This window comes from Leucobacter sp. USHLN154, assembly GCF_037145595.1.
GTDB lineage: Bacteria > Actinomycetota > Actinomycetes > Actinomycetales > Microbacteriaceae > Leucobacter > Leucobacter alluvii.
The window spans coordinates 226,542-248,429 of sequence record NZ_JBBCXF010000005.1 but is presented as its reverse complement, the minus strand read 5'-3'; the positions used below and the strand labels follow the sequence as shown (position 1 = coordinate 248,429).

Below are 21,888 nucleotides of genomic sequence, written 5' to 3'. Positions count from 1 at the left end.
TCAATCCGCATCGAGACCCAGGTCCAACGCGCGAGCACCGTGCGTCAGCTGCCCGACTGAGATGACATCGACTCCCGTCTCCGCGATCGAGGCCACCGTCTCGAGCGACACCCCTCCGCTCGCCTCCGCGACGACGCTGCCCGCAATCCGCTGCACCGCCATGCTCAGATCGTCGAGCGGGAAGTTGTCGAGCAGCACCCCCGTGATGTCGGCGGCGAGCACCGCATCGAGTTGATCCAGCCGGTCGACCTCGACGATGATCGCGGTCGTGTGCCCGGCTCGCTCCCGCAGAAGCCGCAACGCGCGCGTCGTCGTCGCGGTGTCGAATGCGCCGAGGGCTGCAAGGTGATTGTCCTTCACCATGATCGCGTCGGAGAGACTGAAGCGGTGGTTCACACCGCCCCCGGCGCGGACCGCATGCTTCTCGAGAGCGCGCAGACCCGGCGTCGTCTTGCGGGTGTCGGCGATGCGCGCAGACGTGTGGGCGACGGCTGACACGAAGCGCGAGGTGAGCGTCGCCACACCGCAGAGCCGCTGAGCGAAGTTCAACGCCACGCGCTCGCCGGTCAGCACGCCTCTGGCGGGGCCGGCAACGCGGGCGAGGACCTCTCCGGCGGCGAACACCGCACCGTCCTCCACGAGATCCGTGATCTCGATGCGCGCATCCGCCTGCCGAAAGGTCTCGCGCACCATCGCCCCGCCCGCGAACACACCCGATTCGCGGGCCACCAGGCGTGTTGCGATGTCGAGCTCGGCGGGGATCGCGAGGTCGGCGGTCAGGTCGCCCCACGGAGCGTCTTCCGTGAGAGCGGCGCGAACCGCGGTATCGACGATGGACTGCGTCAGCATACGGAAACGCTCCTCTGTTGAGTCAGTTGTCGGGGGCGTGACGGTGCGGGCGGGCTGGGCGGCGGTGCCGTGCCGAACTCGATGCGAAACGCGCGTCGGCGGGAGAGGGCTGGATCGACGTCTGGAAAATCCGATCGCACGTGCGCCCCGCGCGTCTCCCTGCGGGCCGCCGCAGCACAGCAGATCATGGTCGCGAGCCGCGCTGCATCCCCCGCACCGCGCTCGAACACCCGCGCTGCGAGGGCGAGCCCGGAGCCGTTCCGCTCGATTCCCAGGTGGGCGCCCAGCTCCCGTGAGACCTCCAGCTCGAGCGCCCCGGTGTGCCGCGGCTCGCCGTCACCGACGACGCACCTGTCCGCATCGAGCACCAGTCGCCCGAGAGCGCTGCCGCTTTCGAGCCACTCGTCCTGCCGACCTCGGTATCCCGCCGCAGCCGCTCCCGCGCGGCCGCCGAACACCAGACCTTCGAGCAACGAGTTCGAAGCGAGTCGATTCGCACCGTGCACGCCCGTCGAGGCGGCCTCGCCCGCGACGAACAGCCCCGGCACACTGCTGCGGCCCGAGGTATCGCTCGCCACCCCGCCCATCGTGTAATGCGCGGCAGGCGCGACCGGTACCGGCTCACGAGCCCAATCGTGCCCACGCGCTGCGAGCGCCCGCGAGATCGCGGGAAATCGGCGCCGCAGCGCTCCCGAGCCCTCACGATGCTCGATCGGGGTGGCGTCGAGCCACACCTCAGCAGCACCTGCGCGATGCATGGCGCGGTGCGTCTCCAGCGAGACCACATCACGCGGCGCGAGCTCAGCACGCGGGTGACGCCCGAGCATGAACCGTTCGCCCCGAGCGTCGCGCAGCACCGCCCCGGCACCCCGGACCGCCTCCGAGATCAGCAGGCCTCGGCCGTTCCGCCCCTCTGCGAGCACCGTGGGATGGAACTGGACGAACTCCAGGTCGGCGACCACCGCCCCCGCACGAGCGGCGAGCACGATGCCCGAACCGCGCGCTCCAGGGTGATTCGAGCTCATCGGGTACAGCGAGGCGTAGCCCCCGGTTGCGAGCACCACGGCATCGGCGGAGAGGCTCGCTTCAGCTCCGTCGGCCTCGCGCACCGTCGCCCCGGTCACCGCGCCGGCCTCGCTGAGGAGCCCGGTGACGGTCGTTCGCTCGCGCACGACGAGGGCGCCGTTGAGCGATCCGTTCCGACGTCCGGGCACGGAGTCCAGCACGCGACCCACGAGGTGCGCATGCAGCACCGCTCCGCTCCGATCGCCGCCCGCGTGCACGATGCGATTTCTCGAGTGCGCCGCCTCGAGGCCGAGGGCCACGCCCCCATCGCTCCCCCGGTCGGCGGCGAAGCCCTCCGCGAGCAGTCCGCGCACCAGCCGCGCCCCGTCGCGCACGAGCACGTCCGCGGCGGCACGAACGGTCAGTCCCGCTCCGGCCTGCAACGTATCCGCCAGGTGGTCGGCCGCGCGATCCTCAATGCCGATCGCCGCGGCGATCCCGCCCTGCGCCAGTGGGGTGTTCCCGAGCACCCGTTCGCGCCCATCGGACGATCCGTTGCCCGTGCCGAGCTCCCCCGCCGTGACGATCATCACATCGGCTCCTGCACGCACCGCGGTGAGCGCCGCGCACAGACCGGCGACTCCCGATCCGATGACGAGGATCACGGCTTCGCGGCGAGCATGCGCTCGAGTGCGACGCGGGAGTCATCGGCGACGCCGTCCGGCACGCTGATGCGATTCGGCGCCGAGCCGTCGAGCAACGCCTCGAGGGTCCACGCGAGGTACGCCGGATGGATGCGGTACATCGTGGAGCACGGGCACACGACGGGGTCGAGGCAGAAGATCGTCAGGTCCGGTCGCTGCTGCTGCAATCGGTTCACCAGGTTGATCTCGGTACCGACCGCGATCACACTGCCCGCAGCGGCCTGCTCGATCTCCCGTCTGATGTACTCCGTCGAGCCGGCACCATCGGCCGCTTCGACGACCGAGGCCGGGCACTCGGGGTGCACGATGACGCGCACATCGGGGAATTCGGCGCGCGCGCGCTCGATCTGCGCAACGGTGAAGCGCTTGTGCACGGAGCAGAACCCGTTCCACAGGATCACGCGCGCATCTCGCACCTGCTGCTCCGTGTTGCCTCCGAGCGGCAGATGCGGCCGCCACAGCGGCATCTCCGCCTCGTCGATCCCCATGGCCTTCGCCGTGTTGCGGCCGAGGTGCTGGTCCGGGAAGAAGACGACCCGCTGCCCCCGTTCGAAGGCCCATTCGAGCACGGCGCGAGCGTTCGACGACGTGCAGACGATCCCTCCGTTGCGACCGCAGAACGCCTTGATCGCCGCCGATGAGTTCATGTACGTCACGGGAATGACGGTGCGCCGTCCGTCCTCCGCCGTCGTGCCGAGGGCGGCCATCAGGTCGCGCCAGCACGCTTCGACCTGATCGATCGTGGCCATGTCCGCCATCGAGCACCCCGCTGCGAGGTTCGGCAGGATCACCGCCTGGTCGCGCCCGGAGAGGATGTCGGCGGTCTCGGCCATGAAATGCACTCCGCAGAAGACGAAGGCTTCGGCCTCCGGGCTCGATTTCGCCGCTTGCGCGAGCATGAATGAGTCGCCGACGAAGTCGGCGTACTGCACGATCTCGTCGCGCTGATAGAAGTGTCCCAGGATCTGCACGCGCGGACCCAGGGCCTCGCGCGCGGAGGTGATCCAGTCGGCCAGCTGATCGTCGCTCGCCGCGGTGTATCGCTCGGGAAGCGGGCCCTGGCGCGGGGAGTGCTCGGGAACCGGATCGATCGTCGACGCACCAGGACCGTACCCGGGCGCCCGGTCGACCTGCCAGGGATCCTGCGAGAGGTCCGAATCGCAACTCGACGACCCGGTCGCACGGAGAGCGATCGGTCGGCGATGGGATCGGGCTGCGGGAGACGTCGGCGCTGATGCCGGCCGCATCTCGCGCTCTCGCTCTGCGGCCTCGCTGATGAGCTCGTAGACGCTGGTCATGCTGGCCTCCGGGGTTGCGGGCGTGCATCCGGAAACTCCGGTGCCGCCTCGTTCGAGAATCGGTACAGTCGAGCGGGCCGGTGCGGTGAGCCGGTCTCACGCTCTCCGGTGTCGATGAGCGCGCCCCGCGCGAGGATCTGTCGCCTGAAGTTCGCCGGATCGACGGCGTACCCGAGCACGGCCTCGTGCACGGCGCGCAACTGGCCGATGGTGAACACGGGTCCCAGAAAGCGGTGGGCGACGGCTGCATACTCTGTCTTGCTGCGCAACCGGGCGAGCGCGTAGTCGGTAATCGCGGAATGGTCGAAGGCGAGGTCGGGCAGCGCATCAGCGGAGCACCAGGCGACGTTGGCATCGGCGCGGCCGCTCTCATCGATCGCAGCTCCGATCTCGGCGCGCGGGGGATCGACGCGCGGGGGATCGACGCGCGGGTCATCCCATCTCCGCCCGCCCGCCTGCTCTGCGGTCGATGCACCCGTGGAACCGCCCTCGGCAACGCCGGGCACCGCAGTCGAGAGATCGTCTTCGCCGAGCATCGCCCAGTACGCGATGGTGACGAGGCGCTGCGCATCGGCCGACCGCTCGACTCCGCCGAACGCGTAGAGCTGTTCCAGGTACCCCGGAGTGCACTGCGCCGCCGCACGGATCGAACGCAGTGCCGTGTCGGCGAGGGTCTCGTCCCAGCGCGTCGGACCGCCCGGGAGCGCCCAGCGTCCGAGATACGGTGCGCGCGTGCGGCGCACGAGCGGGATCCAGAGCGTTGCGCTCGACTCCCCTGCCGCGTCGTGCCGCACCCCCTGTCCGACGACCAACGCGCCCGACGGCGGGTTGAGCGCGAAAGCCACGGTGGAGACCGCAACGGCAGGCGGGAGATAGGGGCGTTCGCTCGCGCTGACATCCGCGAAATCCACTTCGACCTCCCTCTCCGCCATACCCTCAACCGGACCAGGTTAGAGTCAATGTGACTTTAAGCAGCATACGCGCACATCGGGAGCTGTCAAGATGCGAGTACAGATCCTTCGCCGAAAGTAACGATTACGCAGCCAGGCCTCGCGTGATTGCGAACCGTGGGATAGGCTCAACGGGTAAGACCAGTAATGCCGAACGTAGGGATTCTCCAGCACGTTTTATTTGCCGCTGAAATGCAGCAAGCTACCAGTCTCCACGTCGGCGCCGTCGCCGTGGCACCCCGGCCGCTCTCGCGGCCAGCAACACAAGAAGGAAATACAGTATGGCCACCGGCACCGTGAAATGGTTCAACTCGGAAAAGGGCTTCGGCTTCATTACCCCCGACGACGGAGCATCCGACGTCTTCGCGCACTTCAGCGCGATCTCGGGTAACGGCCGTCGCGACCTGTTCGAAGAGCAGCGCGTCGAGTTCGACGTCGAGCAGGGCCCCAAGGGCCTGCAGGCAAGCAACATCCGCGCACTCTAAGTCGCGCGACTGAACGAGGTGCAGGGCTCACGCCCTGCACCTCGTTTTTTTGTATGTAGCGCACACTCGCCTCGACTTCGCATCGGCGCATCGCTACATTCGGAACATTCTGACCCCGACACGGGAGCTGCATGTCGACGCTGACGTATCCGAACCTGTTCCGGCCCCTCACGCTGGGCGCCATCACACTTCCGAATCGAATCATCATGGGTTCGATGCACATCGGTCTCGAAGAGACGCCGGGCGGCTTCGACCGGCTCGCGGCGTTCTATCGCGAGCGCGTCGTCGGCGGCGCGGGGCTCATCGTCACCGGCGGCGTCTCCCCCAACGACGAGGGCCGCCTGACTCCGGGGGCGGCGATGCTCACGAGTGATGACGACATCGCCGATCACCGCGTCATCACCGACGCAGTGCATGACGCGGGTGGGCGCATCGTCCTGCAGATCCTTCACGCTGGACGCTACGGGGCGCACCCCGATATCGTCGCCCCGAGCCCCCTCCCTGCACCGATCTCCCCGATCACGCCGCGTGAACTCGGCGACGCAGACATCGAACGCACCATCGACGACTTCGCGCACACGGCTGCGCTCGCATGTGCCGCCGGCTACGACGGTGTCGAGATCATGGGCTCGGAGGGATACCTCATCAACGAGTTCGCAGCGCCGCACACGAACCACCGCGCGGATGCGTGGGGCGGCGATGCGCAGCGTCGCGCGCGATTCCCGGTCGAGATCGTGCGTCGGGTGCGTGCCGCGCTCGGCGAGGAGCGCATGCTCATCTACCGCCTCTCCATGCTCGACCTCGTACCCGACGGCTCCACACTCGACGAGGTGGTCGACCTGGCGCTCCGCGTCGAGGCCGCCGGCGCCTCGATGATCAATACCGGAATCGGTTGGCATGAGGCGCGGATCCCGACGATCGCGAGCTCGGTGCCCCGCGCGGCCTTCTCCTGGGTCACGCATCGCCTGATGGGCGCCGTGTCGATTCCGCTCATCGCCACGAACCGGATCAACACCCCCGAGAGCGCCGAAGCCGTGCTCGCCGAGGGATGCGCCGATATGGTGTCGCTCGCACGCCCGTTCCTGGCGGATCCAGCGTTCATCGCGAAAGCGGCTGCTGGCACCCCTGAACGCATCAACACCTGCATCGGGTGCAACCAAGCGTGCCTCGATCACACATTCGCCGGGAAAGTCGCATCGTGTCTCGTGAATCCCCGAGCCGGGCACGAGACTGAGCTCATCATCTCGCCGACGACCGCCCCCCGACGCATCGCCGTGGTCGGTTCGGGCCCTGCCGGCCTCTCGTGCGCGACGACCGCCGCCTCGCGCGGGCACGACGTGACGCTGTTCGAGGCCGATACCCGTATCGGCGGCCAGCTGAACGTCGCACTGCAGGTACCCGGCAAGAGCGAATTCCGGGAGACGCTGCGGTACTTCGGAGTGCGTATCGCGGAGACCGGCGTCACCGTCCGGCTCGGCGAACGGGTCGACGCAGCATCGCTCGCCGCACAGGGCTTCGATGAGATCGTGCTCGCCACCGGAGTGCTGCCGCGACGACCGGTGATCGACGGCCTCGATCATCCGAGTGTCGTCGGCTATCTCGATGTGCTGCGCGATCGCGTTCCGGTCGGCCGGCGCGTCGCGATTCTCGGCGCCGGAGGCATCGGCTTCGACGTCGCCGAGTTCCTCACCTCGGATACCGAAGAGGATCCCGCAGACGTCGCTGGTTTCCTCTCCCACTGGGGGGTCGACGCGGAGTACCGCCGCCCCGGCGGACTGACCGTCGCCGTCGAAGCGCCCGCGAAACGCTCCGTCGTGATGCTGCAGCGCAGCGGCGGCAAGCTGGGCGCTGGGCTCGGCAAGACCACCGGGTGGATCCACCGGACCGAGCTGGCCCGCCGGGGCGTGCGCATGGTTCCGGGGGCGGAGTACCGGAGGATCGATGATGCAGGTCTGCACCTCGGACTCGAGGGCGAACCGGTGACCATCGAAGTCGACACCATTGTGCTGTGCACCGGCCAGGACCCGGCCCGCGATCTGCACGTCGAGCTCGCCGAGCTCGGCATCGATGCGCATCTCATCGGCGGAGCCGATATCGCGGCAGAGCTCGACGCGAAACGCGCGATCGATCAGGGCACGCGACTTGCAGCGAGATTGTGAGGTGCACCCATGACGGACCACTCGGGTGCAGCTGACCGGCTCTCGCGCATGATTCGAATCCCCACCGTTTCTGCGGAGATCGAAGAACGGGGCAGCGCACCGTTCGAGGCGTTCGTCGAGCTGCTCGAAGAGCTGTATCCGAACGTGCATCGTCGGCTCGCGCGAGAGCGCATCACGGAACTCGGGCTGCTCTTCCACTGGCGCGGGGCCGACTCGGACAGTGATCCCGTTGTGCTCATGGCGCACTACGACGTGGTTCCGGTCGACGCGAGCGACGCCTGGACTCATCCGCCGTTCGAGGGCCGCATCGCCGACGGCTTCGTCCACGGGCGCGGTGCGCTCGACGACAAGGGGCCGCTGCTCGTGATCCTCGAGGCCGTCGAAACGCTGCTGCTGGAGGGATTCGCTCCCGCACGCGACGTGTACCTCTCCTTCGGCGGCAACGAGGAGACATTCGGAGATGCGGCGCGCACCATCGCGGAGACGTTCTCGGTACGGGGCATCACTCCATGGCTCGTGCTGGATGAGGGTGGCGCGGTGGTCGATGCTCCGCTGCCGTTCGTGCGCGGGCAGGCGGCGATGGTGGGCGTCGGCGAGAAGGGCGCGATGACCCTGCGGCTGAGCGCACGGGGCGACGGCGGCCACGCATCGGCTCCACCGCCCCTCACCGCAGTCACCCGTGTCGCGCGCGCCGTGGCCCGCCTGCACCCCCGCACATTCCCGACCAGCACTCCGCGCGGGGTCAGCCGCATGCTCGAGCGCCTCGTGCCGAGCACTCACGGACCCGCCCGCCTGCTGTACCGGCTGCTGGCCGCGCGGCCTCGTCTCACGGCGCGCCTCTTCGCACGGATGGGAGGCGAGCCGGCTGCGATGATCCGTACGACGATCGCGGCCACGATGCTCGAAGGCGGCACGGCGGCGAACGTACTCCCCTCGCGAGCAAGCGCCACCATCAACCTGCGCATCGCGCTCGGAGAGACCGTGGCTTCCACCGTGCAGCGCGTGCGGCGCCGAGTCGCCGACCGCGCTATCCGGATCGACGTCGTCGACGGCGAGGACCCCTCACCCGAATCATCGACCGAGAATGCGCAGTTCGGAATCATCGCGGACGCGGTGCGCACGTCGCACCCTGGAGCGAGCGCGGTGCCGTACGTGATGCTCGCGGCGACCGACTCACGGCACTTCCATCGCTTCGCTCCAGCGGTGTACCGATTCGCGCCGCTCGCGATGTCGTCAGCACTCAGGGCGACGATCCACGGCGTCGACGAACGCGTGGCCGTCGGCGAACTCGAACGCGGCATCCGGTTCCACCGCTCGCTCCTCCAGCGGCTCCCCGCTCGGCAGCTCCCGTGACGCGCGTACGACTCGGCGCGCTCGCCGGCGTGGTCGGGTTCCTCGCGTTCGTCGAGTTCACGAGCGGCTTTCTCCAGGGCTATTACACCCCGATGCTGTCCGATATCGCGCGGCACCTGCAGGTGCCGGATGCCGACGTGAACTGGCTCGAGGGTTCGCAACTCATGCTGTCCGCGCTGGTCGTGCCGGTGCTCGCGAAACTCGGCGACATGATCGGGCACAAGCGGATCCTGCTCTGGTCCACGGCGGTGACCGCTGCGGCGACCCTCGCGCTGCCGTTCGCCGATACGTTCCCGCTCTTTCTCGCCGCATGGACGGTGCAGGGTGTGTACGTCGTCTGGCTGCCGCTCGAGATCGCGCTCATCTGGTCGCGCACGGCCGGCCGTGACGGACGCTCGTTGCTCACCGCACGGGCGGCAGGCCTGCTGGTCGCCGCGCTCGAACTCGGCGCGATCTCCGGCGCCCTCATCGGGGGGCGGCTCATCGACGGCTTCCCCATCTTCGGCGTGCTCCTGGTTCCGGGCGTGCTCGTCGTCATGTGCTTCTTCGTCATCATGTTCGGCGTCGGCGAATCCTCCGTGAAACTGGGCGGCCGACTCGACGCCGTCGGGCTCATGCTCATCACCTTCGCGCTCCTGGCATTCACGGGCGGACTGAGTCTGCTGCGGATCGAAGGGGTGGAGAGCCCCCTCGCCTGGGGCGTCGTCGCGCTCGGACTCCTCCTGTTCGTGCCGTTCGGACGGTGGGAGCTCCGGCACCCCGATCCCCTCATCGACGTGCGCCTCTTCCGATCACCGGCGCTCGCGCCGGTCTTCGTGACCGCGGCACTCTTCGGCATGAGCGTGCTCGGCGCACAAGCCCCGCTGTCGACCTTCATTCGAACGGATCCAGCCACCGCCGGGTACGGTCTCGGCATCGGCGGCTTCCTGACCTCGCTCGTCATCGGCGTCTATCTCATCGCGATGGTCGTCGGCGCGCTCGCGTATCCGCTGGTGGCCCGCTGGTCGACGCCGCGGAACGCGCTGGCAGCCGCCGCCCTCCTCGTCGCGATCGGCTACTTCATGTTCCTGCCGTTCCACACCGCTTACCCGCACATGATCATCAACATGATCGTCGCCGGGCTCGGTTCGGGCGCCCTGGTCGCGGCTCTGCCTGCGGCTGCGGCGGCCGGGGCCCCCGACCGTCTCACCGGCGTTGCGACGGGACTCACCAACTCGACGAAGACGGTGGGCGGCGCGATCGCATCGGCGATCTTCGGCATCGCGCTCCTGCACGGCGTCGCGGGCGCAGCCGGCGCGGATTCGGGGGGCAGCACCGCCGGCTCGTTCACCGGGTACGTCATCGTCTGGTGCGTCTGCGGGGGATCCGCTCTCGCGGCGTCGGCCGCGCTCCGGTTCGTAGTGCCGCAGCGCGCATTCGAGGATCGCCGTGCTATCGCGAGCGATCGTTCGGCGCCGCGCTAGCCGTCCGACCCGTGCATCTCCTCGGCCGTGACGATCGCACCTTCGAGCAGTGCGTCGAGGCGGTGGCGTCCGGCGCCGAGCAGCGCCCACCGCCACACGGTTCCGACGAGCGCCGCCGCGTACCCCGCGGCCACGATCTCAGCCCGGCGCGCATCATGACCGTCGCGACGCAGGCGCGCCTCGATGGCGGCGGCGATCCTGAGCTGACGGACGGCTCGTCCTGTCTCCAGCTCGCCCTCCACGTCCATCGTCCGCCCCTCGGCGATGGCGAGAGCCAGGATTTCCGGGACCTCCCCCGCGGCGAAGGTGCGAAGCGCCGTTCCAACGTCTCGGTCGTGCTCGCGCAATGCGCGTTCAAGGGCGGCGACCCTCGCGTCGAAGACGAACCACAGCATCTCCGCCTTCGATGAGAAGTAATTGAAGAAGCTCGAACGGCTGACGCCTGCGCGCCTGGTGATCTCGGTCACCGACGTCGCTTCGTACCCGCGTTCCAGGAAGAGCTCACACGCGGCGTCCGCAAGCATCTCTCGCGAGGAGGCATGCGGACGTCCGCGGGTCGGAGACATGCTCACCACTGTAGCGAACGCACGCCCCGCCCTCGTGAGCCGCTGAGCGTCAGAGGTGCTTGCCGCCGGTCACCGGGAGCACGGCCCCCGACACGTACGACGCGTCCTCCGAAGCGAGGTAGACGTATGCGCCGGCGAGTTCGGCCGGCTGCCCCGGGCGGCCGAGCGGCGTGTCCTCGCCGAAATGCACCTGCTTCTCGTCCCAGCCGGTGGCCGGGATGAGCGGCGTCCAGATCGGCCCGGGCGCGACGGCGTTGACGCGCACTCCGCGTTCGCCCTGCTGCTCGGCGAGCGCCTGCGTGAACGCAACGAGCCCCGCCTTGGTCATTGCGTAATCGAGCAGATCGGGCGACGGATTGTACGCCTGCACCGAGGCGGTGACGATGACGCTCGAACCGGGCTGCAGGTGCTCAGCCGCTTCGCGGAACAGCAGAATCGGTGCGACGAGATTCGTCGAGAACACGTTCTCGACGGCGTCCCGGGTCACCTCCGCGTTCGGCCCGCGCTCACGCTGGGTCGCCGCGTTCAGCACGAGGATGTCGAGGCCGCCGAGTTCCGAGACCGTGCGGCTCACCGTCTCTACGCAATCCGCCTCGTGTCGGAGATCGCCGGGCAGCAGCACCCCGCGCCGATTCGCGAGTTCGATCTGTTCGAGCGTCGCCTGCGCGTCCTCGTGCTCCTCTGGGAGGTACGCGATGGCGATATCCGCGCCTTCGCGCGCGAAGGCGATCGCCACGGCCCGTCCGATCCCGGAATCGCCCCCGGTGATGAGCGCGCGCATTCCGGCGAGCTTTCCCGTGCCGGTGTACGTGTCCTCGCCGTGGTCGGGCGCCGGCTGCATCGGCGCCGTGAGTCCGGGCTGCGACGGCTGCTCCTGCTGCGGCAGCGGGGCCTTCGGGTACTTCGTCCGCGGGTCCAGGTTCGGGGTCATGCGTCCTCCTCGGTGATCCGGTTACTGCGATGTTCAGGGGTATTCGATGCCGCCGAAGCGGCGGTCAATGCGAGCGCAGCAAGTCGATGAGCTCCTGCTTGCGCAGATCCGAGTAGCCGCTGAGCCCGAGCTCTTTCGCCCGTTTCTTCAGCTCCGGCACGGTGCGCTCGTCATAGTCCTCCGCGTGGCCGCCGCGCTTCCCCACGTTCGACCGGCCATCCTTCGCCGCCGCGTTCGAGATTCGGGCCGCCTTCTCAGCCGAGGCCCCGTCTTCGCGCAGTCGGTCGTACAGTTCGGGATCCTTCAGCTGCGGGGTCTTCGATTTCGGCATCGATCGTCCTCTCCTCAGTCGGGTGGTCCTTGGCATTCGACGCTAACCGAGCCATGCTCCGTCTCGCAGCCCCTCGACAGTCGCCGATGGGGTCGCTAGCCTTCGGCTGCGCTCCGGTCGTCATCGACCGCTGCGAGGTTTCGAACGGCGGGCCCCTCGAGCACCTCTCCCGTTGCGGAGAATCGCGAGGCGTGCAACGGGCAATCCCAGCTGCGCTCTGCAGGATTCCAGTTCACGATGCCGCCGAGGTGCGTGCACACAGCCGACACGCGGCAGAGCTTCCCGTCGACGCGTGAGACCGCGACCGGCCGGGCGCCCTCTCGCACGATCGCACCCTCCCCCTCCGCGAGGTCGGCCGCGCCAGAGCCGCTCAGCACCGCCTTGGTCCAGTCGACGGCGACATGCGCTGCGACCTCCGCGTTGACGCGCACCGCATCGGCGACGCCGGCGACACCGGGGCCCGCGTGGCGCATGGTGTCCGCCCAGTCGAGCCGGCCGCCGAGCATCTGCGACACGATCGCGAGGCTCGCGGCCACTGCATTCGTCATCCCCCACTTGTCGTAGCCCGTCGCGGTGAAGATGCGGCCGTGCCCTCCTGCGAGCGGACCCGCGAACGGGAGCGACGCGTGCCGCTGATAATCCTGCGCGGCCCACCACGTGACCCGCGGCCCGGCGCCGAGCTTCTGCTGCGCCCAGGCGTCGAGTTCCGCCAGCGTGCGCACCGTGTCTCCGCCCCGTCCGGTCGTGTGCGCGCCGCCCCCGACGACGACCAGTGTCTCCCCATCGGTGCCGCGAGCGGTGCGCAGGGAGCGGTCCGGGGCGTCGATCGAGATGTGCATACCGCGTGGGATGCGGTCCTCCGGCACGTCATAGGCGGTGACGAAGGAGCGCGAGGGCTCCAGTCGCGCGAAGAACAGACCTCGGTCGAGGATCGGCACACCCGTCGCGAGCACGCAGCGGTCGGCCGACACGACGCCGCCCGCAGTCTGCACCTGCAGGGCGTCGCCGTCCTCCTCCACCCCGTGCACGCGCCTCCGCTCATGGATCTCGCCGCCGCGCTCGAGCACTTCGGCGGCGAGCGCCGCCAGCACCTCGATGGGCTGCAACTGGACCTGGTCGTCGAGCGTGATCGCCCCGGCGGTCGCGAACGGCAGGCCCGTATCGTCAGCCCAGCGCGCATCGACTCCTGCGACACGGTATGCCTCGAGCTCGCGCTCCAGGGCGTCGAGATGGTCCTCGCCATTGGCGTACGTCACGGCATCGCGCCGATCGATCGGCAGACCGAGTCGTTCGAGCTCCCGCACCATCCACGCCTGTCCCTCACGATTCGCCTCCGCATAGGCGACGAGCGCCTCGTCGCCGACGTGCCGCCGCACCTGCGAGAAGACGCTTCCCTGGAGGAGGCTGAGCTTGCCCGTCGTGTGGCCCGTCGTGACGGCTCCGACCGTGCGGGCCTCGAGCACGGCGACGCGCTGACCCGCTCTGCAGAGCAGGACCGCCGTCACGAGGCCGGTGAGTCCCGCGCCGACGACGACCGTGTCGTAGCGACGCCCGAGCGGCGTCGGCTCCGACGGGGAGACGGGGATGGTCGGGCCGGTGCGGTGCCACAGTGCAGTCATGATTCCAAGCTAGGAAGGACCTCGAACGGAGGGCAGGCCCTTGACAGGGCGCGGCCTCGTGCCGTCCGCCGCATCCTCGCACCCGTCGAGGCGCGGGCGGCCGATGTTAGGTGAAGTTCGGCTCGGATGCAAGGCGCTGCCCGTCGCTGGGACCCGTGGCGATCCTGGAGCGGTAGCTGTACCCGTTCGGGCCGCACCGCGTGCGCCCGGCACACCGCGTCGGTCACTCACCACCGACCGCTCTCATTGGAGGAGGCCCATGCTCGCACCGAACCCGGCGTTCGCAGCATCCCCTGCACCCGTCGCTCCGGGCGGACGCGCCGACCGAGCAGCAGCAGACGCTGCGCGCAACGCGCACGCGATCGCCCTCCTCGCCGCTGCGCGGCGGGCCGACCCTGCAGGGCGTCGGCGATTGCATCAGCGGGTCGTGGTCGAATATCTCGATCTGGCGCACTCCATCGCGCGCCGATACCGCGTGCGCCAGCAGGATGCGGCAGATCTCCGCCAGGTCGCGTGCATCGGGCTCGCGAAGGCCGTCGAGCGCTTCGACCCGGATCTCGGAGACGACCTCGTATCGTTCGCCGTGCCCACCATCGCCGGGGAGATCAAGCAGTATCTGCGCGACACGTCGTGGTTCGTGAGGCCCCCGCGACGTCTCCAGGAGCTCGCGATCGAGGTGCCTGCGGTGCGCGAAGTACTCGAGCAGGAACTCGGGCGCGCGCCCCGGGTGGCGGAGCTCGCCGAAGTGCTGCACCGCCCACTGGCGCTGGTGGCCGAAGCGGTGCAGTGCCACTCCGCCCGTCAGGCGATCTCGCTGCACACTCCCATCCCCGGCGGCTCGGAGGACCTCACGCTCGCGGACTCCCTGCCCTATCGGGAGTCCGAGTACGCGAGAACCGATCTCGCGCTGACGCTGGAACGAGCGACGCGCACCCTCACCTCGGAGGAGCGTCGCATCGTACGGTTGCGATTCGAGGAGCAGCTCACCCAATCCGAGATCGCGCTCGAGTGCGGCGTCAGCCAGATGCAGGTGTCACGACTCCTGGCGAGCATCTTGCAGCGCTTGCGAGCTGCGCTCAACACCGACGTCGCTCGCGCCTGACGCCGCCGCGCGCCGGGCTCCTGGTTCCGCCGCGGAACCGGCGGAGGGCGCAGCATCGAGCGTCGACCGAGGCTCGGGCGGGAGCATGACGCCGCGCGCCGCCGAGACGACGGCTTCGGCCGTCACCGCGAGGAGCGCGGGATCCGGCTCCGTGGCGAATGCTTCGCCCCTGCGCACCGCGGCGTCGGTCAGCACCACGTGCGGGCCGGGAGGCGGCCGCCACTCCTCCGGCGGCGCAGGGCCGAAGATCACCACCGACGGCACCCCGTACGCGGAGGCGAGATGACCCGCTCCAGTGTCGGCCGTCACGACGAGCGGCGCGCGCGCGATGACCGCCGCGAATTCAGCCAGGCCGATCCTCCCGGCGAGCACATCGTCATCCGTCAACCCGGCCGCCTCGGCGACGGCGACGGCCCGCGGACGGTCCCGCTCATCGCCCGTCACGACGACGCGGCGCCCGTCCGCACGCAGGGCCCGCGCCACCTCGGCGAAGCGGTCGACGGGCCACTGCCGCGAACCGTAGAACGCGCCGACGTGCACGACGACCGCTCCCGTCACGGGCGGCACCGCCTCCGGCACCGCGATGCGCACCTCATCCGGGTCTCCCGCCGCCCCGAAGGCCGAGACCAGGCGCACCCAGCGCTCCCGTTCGAGCATCCCGTCCACCCAGGCTGGCGCCGCCTCGTCGTAGATGACGGGGTCATCCGGCAAACGGTGCACGATGCGCCGACGCGGTTCGAGCGCGTCGATGACCGCCCGGCTCTCCGGCCCGTTCCCGTGCAGGTTCACCGCGATATCGACGCTGCCGGGTTCGAGCGGCAGCGGATCATCGAGGCCGGGTGTCGGGAGGAGTTCATCGACGGCGTCGACGAGTCTGACGATCGGCGACAGCCAGCCGGGCGCCGCGAGCACGATCCGATGCTCCGGAAACGCGCGTCGGAGAGCGCGGAGCGCAGGAACCGCGACGAGCAGGTCTCCCAGTTTGAGCGTTCGCAGTACGAGCAGCACAGGACGATGCCGTCGAGTCATATGTGGTTCCCCTCTCGTGCGCCCCGCCCCGAGATCGCCTCGTCTGCGCAGAGCACCCACCACTGGACTACCGCAGACTGGGGCGCGGCGCAAGGGGTCGGGCTCTGCGTTTACTCCTGCTCCTTCGGGGAATGAGGGAGGTATGACTGAACCCGCAGTACCCGTGCACGCCGTGCTGTTCGATCGCGATGACACCCTCATCGTCGACGTTCCGTACAACGGCGACCCCGAGGCCGTGCGCCCGATGCCGTCGGCCCGCGCCGCGGTCGATCGGGTGCGGGCGGCCGGGATTCCCGTCGGCGTCATCAGCAATCAGTCGGGCATCGCTCGCGGGCTGCTGAGCGAGGAACAGGTGCGTCGCGTGAACGAACGCGTCGAGCAGTTGCTCGGCCCGTTCGACGTCTGGCGCATCTGCCCGCACGCCCCGCGCGACGCGTGCGACTGCCGCAAGCCGAGGCCGGGAATGATCGTGTCGGCTGCCGCTGAGCTCGGGGTGGCTGCTGAGAACGTCGTGATGATCGGCGATATTGGCGCCGACGTGGATGCGGCAGAGGCTGCGGGTGCGCGCGGCATCCTCGTACCGACTCGTCTCACGCTGCAGCAGGAGCGCGACGACGCGACGACGGTCGCCGAGACGATCGCGGAAGCGGTGGAGATCGCGCTCGGCAGCAGGTCGGGAGCGGATCGATGAGCGCGCCGGTGCTCGTCGCCAGGCTCGACAGCATGGGCGACGTGCTCATCTCGGGCCCGGCGGTTCGCGCTGTCGCGCACCAGGCAGAGGTCGTCATGCTGTGCGGGCCGTTGGGTGCCGGCGGAGCGGCTCTGCTGCCGGGCGTCAGCCGCACCATCGTCTGGGAGGCGCCGTGGATCTCGGAGCCCTGGCGCGAGGTGAGCCGGGAGCACGCCGAGCAGCTCATCGCGAGCGTGCGCGATACCGGCGCCGCAGAGGCGGTCATTCTCACCTCGTTCCACCAGTCGCCGCTCCCCCTGGCGCTCCTGCTGCGACTTGCGGGAGTGGAACGCATCACGGGCGCCTCCGTCGACCACCCCGGGTCCTTGCTCGACGTGCGACTGCGCCCCGGTGAGGATCTTCGCGAAGACATCCCTGAGCCGGAGCGCGCTCTCGCGATCGCGGAGGCCGCCGGGTACCCGAGCATGGACGACGGGCGTCTCGCGGTCGTGCCGACGCCTGACACCCGGGCGCTCACAGGCGGCGCGCCGTACGTCGCGCTGCATGCCGGCGCAGCGGTGGCGGCCAGGCGGTGGCCCGTTCTCCACTTCGCACGCCTCGCTCGGCTGCTCGGCCAGACCGGACGTCAGGTGGTGCTGACGGGGAGCGCCGGGGAGGCGGATCTCACCGGACGCATCCGCGCGGAGGCGCCGGAGGCGATCGACCTCGCGGGAGCGTGCTCGACGCTGGAGCTGGCAGGCGTGCTCGCGGGTGCGGACGTGCTGGTATCGGGAAACAGCGGACCGGCGCATCTGGCAGCTGCGGTCGGCACTCCCGTGGTGAGCCTGTTCTCACCGGTGGTCCCAGCCGTGAAATGGGCGCCGTACGGAGTCCCCGTGCGGCTGCTGGGCGACCAGCTCGCACCCTGCAAGGATTCGCGCGCCCGTGACTGCCCCGTCGCGGGGCACCCCTGCCTCGCCGGTGTGGCACCTGCAGCGGTGCTCGCGGCGATCGAGGAGCTCGAACCACTCGGACGCGTCCGAGATCGCGCTCATCACGCACAGCCCGCGCGCGCAGTTCCGCGCGCGCAGGGCGTACAGGAAGGACGACGATGAAGATTTTGGTGTGGTACCTGCACGGCGGCTGGATGCAGGCGTTCCTGAGCGGTTCGCACGAGTATCTCGTGCCGGCGGAGCCTGGGCGCGACATGCCGCCGCTCCCCCCGCACGCCCGTCGAATCGAGGCGGCCGAACTCGCCGGCGTCGACGTCGACCTCGTCGTGCTGCAGCGCATCGAAGAGCTCGAGTGGGCCGAGTCGCTGCTCGGGCGGCGCCCCGGCCGAGACGTTCCGGCCGTGTTCGTCGAGCACAACACCCCGAAGCGCTCGCCGGTGGCAGAGCGCCACTTCCTGAGCGATCGCACCGACATCCCGGTCGTGCACGTCACGCACTTCAACCGCCTCATCTGGGACTGCGGCTCGGCACCGACGGTCGTCATCGAGCACGGCATCCCCGACCCGGGTCAGCAGTACACGGGCGCCGTCGAAGCGCTCGGCGTCGTGATCAACGAACCAGTGCGGCGCGGGCGAGTCACGGGCACCGACCTGCTGCCCGCATTCGCGAGTGCCGGGCGGCTGGACTGCTTCGGGATCGCCACCGACCGTCTGCCGGCCGCACTCGATCTGGGGCCGGACCGTCTCCGCGTCGTCGGAGATCTGCCGACGGAGCGACTGCACGCAGAACTCGCCCAGCGTCGGGCCTACGTGCATCCGATGCGGTGGACATCCCTCGGACTCTCGTTGCTCGAGGCGATGTTCCTCGGCATGCCGGTGCTCGTGCTCGACGCCACCGAAGCTGCGCGCGCCGTGCCGCCCGAGGCCGGGGCCCGCTCGGCGGATCCGGCAGAACTGGTCGCGACCGCCGACCTGCTGCTCCTCGATCCCGACGAGGCGCATCGACGTGGTGCCGTCGCGCGAGAAGCCGCGATCGCGCGGTACGGCCTCCGACGCTTCCTGGATGACTGGGACGCGGTCCTGGCCGACACCCGTGATGCCCACACCCGTCGCGCCCGGGCGCGCGTAGACGCCCCCCACCTGATCACCGAAGGAGCTTCATCGTGAAGATCGCCATGGTGTCCGAGCACGCCAATCCCCTCGCCACCCCGGGCAGCGTGGACGCCGGCGGCCAGAACGTGCACGTCGCCGCGCTGTCACGGGCGCTCGCGGAGCGCGGCCACCGGGTCACCGTGTTCACGCGCAGGGATGACCCGACCACCCCGACGCGCGTGCCCCTGTGCCCGGGAGTCGAAGTCGTGCATCTCACCGCGGGCCCGCAGCGCCACGTGCCGAAGGACGACCTCCTCCCGCACCTCCCGGCCCTCTCAGCCGGGCTCGCAGCTGCGTGGCGCTTCGACCGCCCCGACGTCGTGCACAGTCACTTCTGGATGTCGGGCATCGCCGCCCTCGACGCCGCAGCCGAGCGGGGCACGGGCCATCCGCCAGTGCTGCACACCTTTCATGCGCTCGGCTCGGTGAAGCGACGGTACCAGGGCGCTGCCGATACGAGCCCGGCCGAACGCGCGCGGCTCGAGCCGCTCGTGGGCCAGCGTGCAGCTACAGTGATCGCCACGTGCCCGGACGAGGTCGCAGAACTGCGGCTCCTCGGCGTCCCGGAAGACCGCATCGAGATCGCTCCGTGCGGCGTCGACCTCGGCATGTTCCAGAACACCGGCCGCGCCGCCGCTCGAGGAGCGACCTTCCGCGTGCTCAGTCTCGGGCGTCTCGTCCCGCGGAAGGGCGTCGACATCGCCATCCGCGCAGTCAGTCTGCTGCATGAGCAGGGAATCGACGACGTCGAGCTGCACATCGTCGGGACCGGGGATGCGCCCGCTGGCGAATCCGGACCCGACGCCGAGACGGTCCGCCTCACGGCGCTCGCCGAATCACTCGGCGTCTCGGATCAGGTGCGATTCCTGGGCCGCGTGCCGCGCGATGACGTCCCGGCACTGATCCGCGAGGCCGACGCCGTCGTCTGCACCCCCTGGTACGAGCCGTTCGGCATCGTTCCCCTCGAGAGCATGGCCTGCGGCACACCGGTCGTCGCCGCGAACGTCGGCGGCCTGGGAGACACGGTGGTCGACGGAGTGACCGGGCTGCTCGTGCCGCCGCAAGACGCACCGGCCGTCGCCGATGCATTCGCCCGGCTCCGTGCCGATCCCGCCTTCGCCGCGACGCTCGGGGCGGCGGGGCGCATGCGCGTCGAAGCCAGATACAGCTGGGAGCGCGTCGCCGCTCGCACCGAGCGCATCTACGAACGCGCACTGCAGCACACCAGACAACGCACCGACCGCGCTTCGAGCGCACAATTCGCGGAGGCCGCACTATGACCACCCCAACGCTCACCCAGGCGCCGATCGCCGCCGAGCGATCGACGGCGAACGCCGTCACCGACCACTTCGACGCGCTCGCGCAAGCTCTCGCGCAGGCTCGCCGGCACGCGACCCACCTCGAGGCATGGGGCGTCGAGCTCGCGACCCGACTCCGCGCGGGCAGACGCCTGCTGGTCGGCGGCAACGGCGGCTCGGCCGCCGAGGCTCAGCACCTCACCGCTGAGCTCGTCGGTCGCTATCGCGATGACCGCGCCGCCTACTCTGCGATCTCGCTGCACGCGGAGACGTCGAGCATCACCGCGATCGGCAACGACTACGGATTCGACCAGGTGTTCGCACGTCAGGTGCGGGCGCACGCAAGAGCCGGAGACATCGTGCTGCTGCTCTCGACCAGCGGAGGCAGCCCGAACCTGCTCGAGGCCGCGCGCGCGGCAGAGGAGTCGGGCGCGACGAGCTGGGCGCTCACCGGGCCGGGACCGAATCCACTGGCGCGCCTCTGCGACGATGCGATCTGCTTGGACGGCGCGTCACCCCATGTGCAGGAGTGCCAGCTCGCGGCGATCCATGCGATGTGCGAAGTGTTCGACGCCTGCGTGGGAACGGAGCCCCAATCATGAAGATCGTCATTGTCGGAGACACGCTCCTCGACGAGGACATCGACGGCGTCGCGGAACGCTTCCAACCCGACGCCCCGGTCCCGGTGGTCGACGTGCAGACGCGCCGCTCCCGCGCAGGGGGCGCAGGGCTCGTCGCACGCATGCTGCAGCACGACGGGCACGACGTCACGCTCGTGACCGCGCTCTCCTCGGACGAACCGGCGGAGCGGCTCCGCGCCCACCTCGACGGCATCCACCTGGTCGCCGGGCTGCTGCCAGCCCCCACCCCGGTGAAGACGCGACTGCGAGCGGCCGGCCAGCCCGTCGCCCGCATCGACGACGGCTGCGGCGATCCCGTGCTGCCCCACATCACCCGGGAGATGCTCGGCGCCATCGGCGAGGCGGACGCGATCATCGTCTCCGACTACGGCCGCGCGCTCACGGCGCACCCTGAAATCCGGGTCGCCCTGCATCGACGGGGGTCGCGCGTACCGCTCGTCTGGGACCCGCATCCGCGGGGCGCCGATCCGGTTCCCTCTGCGAGCCTCGTGACGCCCAACCTCTCAGAGGCTGCGAAGGCCGCCGGCACCTCCGCCGACGCCGCGTCTGCAGGCGGTGCCGCCGCGCGCCTGCGAGAGCGCTGGGGGTGCGCGGCGGTCGTCGTCACGCTCGGCTCGGAAGGCGCGCTGCTGCTCGACGCCGATCACGCTCCGGCCCTCATCCCCGCACGTCCCGTCGACGCCGCCGACGCCTGCGGAGCCGGAGATCGTTTCGCCGCCTCGGCACTCCTCGCCCTCGCCGCCGGCGACTCCCTCCCCGACGCGGTGCGGAGCGCGGTCGACGCCGCCGGCGATTTCCTGTCGTCGGGAGGCGTCGCAGCGCTGGGCGCAACCGGGCTTCCACGTGCTCGTACTGCGGGCGCCGACGCCTTCGCGATCGCCGAGCAGGTGCGGAGTTCGGGCGGCACCGTCGTCGCGACGGGCGGATGCTTCGATCTGCTGCACGCGGGGCATGTGCGCACGCTCGCAGCCGCGCGCGGACTCGGAGACTGCCTGATCGTGTGCCTGAACTCCGACGAATCGGTCCGCCGTCTCAAGGGCGATGAGCGTCCGCTCATCAGCGAGCACGATCGGGTGGAGCTGCTGACGGCGCTGAGCTGCGTCGACGCTGTCGTGGTGTTCACCGAGGACGACCCCCAGGCCGTGCTCGACCGCCTGCGGCCCGACGTCTGGGTCAAAGGCGGCGACTACAGCGCCCAGGCCCTCCCCGAAGCCGCGCTCGTCGAGTCCTGGGGCGGGCGGGTCCTCACGCTCCCCTATCATCTCGGCCGGTCGACCACGGCCCTTGCTGAGGCCATCGCCCGCGTCGGCTGACACGATCACCCGCGCGGC

General features: G+C 70.0%; 20 protein-coding genes. 11 read left to right on the top strand and 9 right to left on the bottom strand.

Features of this window, described 5'->3' with window-relative positions; genetic code table 11:
- The 4 genes from nadC to WFH23_RS10900 are packed head-to-tail and all read right to left on the bottom strand — an operon-like array spanning position 1 to position 4,788.
- Positions 1–849 carry a carboxylating nicotinate-nucleotide diphosphorylase gene (gene nadC, locus WFH23_RS10915; RefSeq protein WP_336662523.1) on the bottom strand — a complete coding sequence of 283 codons (849 nt, stop codon included), beginning with the start codon at positions 847–849 and terminating at the stop codon, positions 1–3.
- Positions 843–2,519: an L-aspartate oxidase gene (locus WFH23_RS10910; protein WP_336662522.1), complete on the bottom strand. Its 1,677-nt coding sequence runs from the start codon at positions 2,517–2,519 to the stop codon at positions 843–845. The genes nadC and WFH23_RS10910 overlap by 7 nt, the downstream gene beginning before the upstream one ends.
- A complete protein-coding gene (nadA, locus tag WFH23_RS10905; RefSeq protein WP_336662521.1) occupies positions 2,516–3,856 on the bottom strand; it encodes a quinolinate synthase NadA in 1,341 nt (446 codons plus the stop codon). The genes WFH23_RS10910 and nadA overlap by 4 nt, the downstream gene beginning before the upstream one ends.
- Positions 3,853–4,788, bottom strand: coding sequence for an NUDIX hydrolase (locus WFH23_RS10900; RefSeq protein ID WP_336662520.1), 936 nt, complete (start codon positions 4,786–4,788; stop codon positions 3,853–3,855). The genes nadA and WFH23_RS10900 overlap by 4 nt, the downstream gene beginning before the upstream one ends.
- 299 nt (positions 4,789–5,087) lie before the next feature.
- Here WFH23_RS10900 and WFH23_RS10895 point away from each other — a divergent pair, with 299 nt between their 5' ends.
- The 4 genes from WFH23_RS10895 (at position 5,088) to WFH23_RS10880 (ending at position 10,266) form a co-directional block, all read left to right on the top strand.
- Positions 5,088–5,291, top strand: coding sequence for a cold-shock protein (locus tag WFH23_RS10895; RefSeq protein ID WP_090150682.1), 204 nt, complete (start codon positions 5,088–5,090; stop codon positions 5,289–5,291).
- A 131-nt stretch (positions 5,292–5,422) separates the two neighbouring features.
- Positions 5,423–7,450: an NADPH-dependent 2,4-dienoyl-CoA reductase gene (locus tag WFH23_RS10890; RefSeq protein WP_336662519.1), complete on the top strand. Its 2,028-nt coding sequence runs from the start codon at positions 5,423–5,425 to the stop codon at positions 7,448–7,450.
- A gap of 9 nt (positions 7,451–7,459) precedes the next feature.
- Positions 7,460–8,803: a M20/M25/M40 family metallo-hydrolase gene (locus WFH23_RS10885; RefSeq protein ID WP_336662518.1), complete on the top strand. Its 1,344-nt coding sequence runs from the start codon at positions 7,460–7,462 to the stop codon at positions 8,801–8,803.
- On the top strand, positions 8,800–10,266 hold the full coding sequence (locus tag WFH23_RS10880; protein ID WP_336662517.1) for an MFS transporter: 1,467 nt from the start codon (positions 8,800–8,802) through the stop codon (positions 10,264–10,266). The genes WFH23_RS10885 and WFH23_RS10880 overlap by 4 nt, the downstream gene beginning before the upstream one ends.
- On the opposite strand, the gene WFH23_RS10875 is transcribed toward WFH23_RS10880, so the two are convergent.
- From WFH23_RS10875 to WFH23_RS10860, 4 genes are all read right to left on the bottom strand, one after another.
- Positions 10,263–10,832, bottom strand: a complete 570-nt coding sequence (locus WFH23_RS10875) for a TetR/AcrR family transcriptional regulator (RefSeq protein WP_200331450.1) — start codon at positions 10,830–10,832, stop codon at positions 10,263–10,265. The two genes, WFH23_RS10880 and WFH23_RS10875, sit on opposite strands and share 4 nt — an antisense overlap.
- 49 nt (positions 10,833–10,881) lie before the next feature.
- A complete protein-coding gene (locus WFH23_RS10870) occupies positions 10,882–11,763 on the bottom strand; it encodes an SDR family oxidoreductase (RefSeq protein WP_336662516.1) in 882 nt (293 codons plus the stop codon).
- A gap of 64 nt (positions 11,764–11,827) precedes the next feature.
- Positions 11,828–12,094: a DUF7218 family protein gene (locus tag WFH23_RS10865; protein ID WP_200331447.1), complete on the bottom strand. Its 267-nt coding sequence runs from the start codon at positions 12,092–12,094 to the stop codon at positions 11,828–11,830.
- A gap of 95 nt (positions 12,095–12,189) precedes the next feature.
- Complete coding sequence (locus WFH23_RS10860; RefSeq protein WP_336662515.1) at positions 12,190–13,713, bottom strand: FAD-dependent oxidoreductase; 1,524 nt, start codon at positions 13,711–13,713, stop codon at positions 12,190–12,192.
- Between the two features lie 259 nt (positions 13,714–13,972).
- Between WFH23_RS10860 and WFH23_RS10855 the strand changes: the two genes are divergently transcribed.
- Positions 13,973–14,815: a sigma-70 family RNA polymerase sigma factor gene (locus WFH23_RS10855; RefSeq protein ID WP_336662514.1), complete on the top strand. Its 843-nt coding sequence runs from the start codon at positions 13,973–13,975 to the stop codon at positions 14,813–14,815.
- Here the strand turns inward: WFH23_RS10855 and WFH23_RS10850 are convergent.
- Positions 14,747–15,844: a glycosyltransferase family 9 protein gene (locus WFH23_RS10850; RefSeq protein ID WP_336662513.1), complete on the bottom strand. Its 1,098-nt coding sequence runs from the start codon at positions 15,842–15,844 to the stop codon at positions 14,747–14,749. The genes WFH23_RS10855 and WFH23_RS10850 overlap by 69 nt on opposite strands.
- Before the next feature lie 142 nt (positions 15,845–15,986).
- On the opposite strand from WFH23_RS10850, the gene WFH23_RS10845 reads away from it, so the two are divergent.
- From WFH23_RS10845 to rfaE2, 6 genes are read left to right on the top strand one after another with little or no spacing between them, the layout of a single operon-like run.
- A complete protein-coding gene (locus tag WFH23_RS10845; protein WP_176698362.1) occupies positions 15,987–16,535 on the top strand; it encodes an HAD-IIIA family hydrolase in 549 nt (182 codons plus the stop codon).
- Complete coding sequence (locus tag WFH23_RS10840) at positions 16,532–17,629, top strand: glycosyltransferase family 9 protein (RefSeq protein ID WP_336662512.1); 1,098 nt, start codon at positions 16,532–16,534, stop codon at positions 17,627–17,629. The genes WFH23_RS10845 and WFH23_RS10840 overlap by 4 nt, the downstream gene beginning before the upstream one ends.
- Complete coding sequence (locus WFH23_RS10835) at positions 17,626–18,633, top strand: glycosyltransferase (RefSeq protein ID WP_336662511.1); 1,008 nt, start codon at positions 17,626–17,628, stop codon at positions 18,631–18,633. Before WFH23_RS10840 ends, WFH23_RS10835 begins: the two co-directional genes overlap by 4 nt.
- Positions 18,630–19,898 (top strand): glycosyltransferase, encoded by a 1,269-nt coding sequence (locus WFH23_RS10830; protein ID WP_336662510.1) that lies wholly within the window; start codon positions 18,630–18,632, stop codon positions 19,896–19,898. The genes WFH23_RS10835 and WFH23_RS10830 overlap by 4 nt, the downstream gene beginning before the upstream one ends.
- Entirely contained in the window at positions 19,895–20,518 is a 624-nt protein-coding gene (locus WFH23_RS10825) for a D-sedoheptulose-7-phosphate isomerase (RefSeq protein WP_200331431.1), read from the top strand. Before WFH23_RS10830 ends, WFH23_RS10825 begins: the two co-directional genes overlap by 4 nt.
- Positions 20,515–21,870 carry a D-glycero-beta-D-manno-heptose 1-phosphate adenylyltransferase gene (gene rfaE2, locus WFH23_RS10820; RefSeq protein WP_336662509.1) on the top strand — a complete coding sequence of 452 codons (1,356 nt, stop codon included), beginning with the start codon at positions 20,515–20,517 and terminating at the stop codon, positions 21,868–21,870. Before WFH23_RS10825 ends, rfaE2 begins: the two co-directional genes overlap by 4 nt.
- The last annotated feature ends 18 nt before the right edge of the window (positions 21,871–21,888 follow it).

Excerpts from the sequence above, each read along its gene's own strand:
- nadC (WP_336662523.1), bottom strand. The coding sequence starts at position 849 with ATGCTGACGCAGTCCATCGTCGATACCGCGGTTCGCGCCGCTCTCACG.
- nadA (WP_336662521.1), bottom strand. The coding sequence starts at position 3,856 with ATGACCAGCGTCTACGAGCTCATCAGCGAGGCCGCAGAGCGAGAGCGC.
- WFH23_RS10900 (WP_336662520.1), bottom strand. The coding sequence starts at position 4,788 with ATGGCGGAGAGGGAGGTCGAAGTGGATTTCGCGGATGTCAGCGCGAGC.
- WFH23_RS10895 (WP_090150682.1), top strand. The coding sequence starts at position 5,088 with ATGGCCACCGGCACCGTGAAATGGTTCAACTCGGAAAAGGGCTTCGGC.
- WFH23_RS10890 (WP_336662519.1), top strand. The coding sequence starts at position 5,423 with ATGTCGACGCTGACGTATCCGAACCTGTTCCGGCCCCTCACGCTGGGC.
- WFH23_RS10885 (WP_336662518.1), top strand. The coding sequence starts at position 7,460 with ATGACGGACCACTCGGGTGCAGCTGACCGGCTCTCGCGCATGATTCGA.
- WFH23_RS10875 (WP_200331450.1), bottom strand. The coding sequence starts at position 10,832 with ATGTCTCCGACCCGCGGACGTCCGCATGCCTCCTCGCGAGAGATGCTT.
- WFH23_RS10870 (WP_336662516.1), bottom strand. The coding sequence starts at position 11,763 with ATGACCCCGAACCTGGACCCGCGGACGAAGTACCCGAAGGCCCCGCTG.
- WFH23_RS10865 (WP_200331447.1), bottom strand. The coding sequence starts at position 12,094 with ATGCCGAAATCGAAGACCCCGCAGCTGAAGGATCCCGAACTGTACGAC.
- WFH23_RS10860 (WP_336662515.1), bottom strand. The coding sequence starts at position 13,713 with ATGACTGCACTGTGGCACCGCACCGGCCCGACCATCCCCGTCTCCCCG.
- WFH23_RS10855 (WP_336662514.1), top strand. The coding sequence starts at position 13,973 with ATGCTCGCACCGAACCCGGCGTTCGCAGCATCCCCTGCACCCGTCGCT.
- WFH23_RS10850 (WP_336662513.1), bottom strand. The coding sequence starts at position 15,844 with ATGACTCGACGGCATCGTCCTGTGCTGCTCGTACTGCGAACGCTCAAA.
- WFH23_RS10845 (WP_176698362.1), top strand. The coding sequence starts at position 15,987 with ATGACTGAACCCGCAGTACCCGTGCACGCCGTGCTGTTCGATCGCGAT.
- WFH23_RS10840 (WP_336662512.1), top strand. The coding sequence starts at position 16,532 with ATGAGCGCGCCGGTGCTCGTCGCCAGGCTCGACAGCATGGGCGACGTG.
- WFH23_RS10835 (WP_336662511.1), top strand. The coding sequence starts at position 17,626 with ATGAAGATTTTGGTGTGGTACCTGCACGGCGGCTGGATGCAGGCGTTC.
- WFH23_RS10825 (WP_200331431.1), top strand. The coding sequence starts at position 19,895 with ATGACCACCCCAACGCTCACCCAGGCGCCGATCGCCGCCGAGCGATCG.
- rfaE2 (WP_336662509.1), top strand. The coding sequence starts at position 20,515 with ATGAAGATCGTCATTGTCGGAGACACGCTCCTCGACGAGGACATCGAC.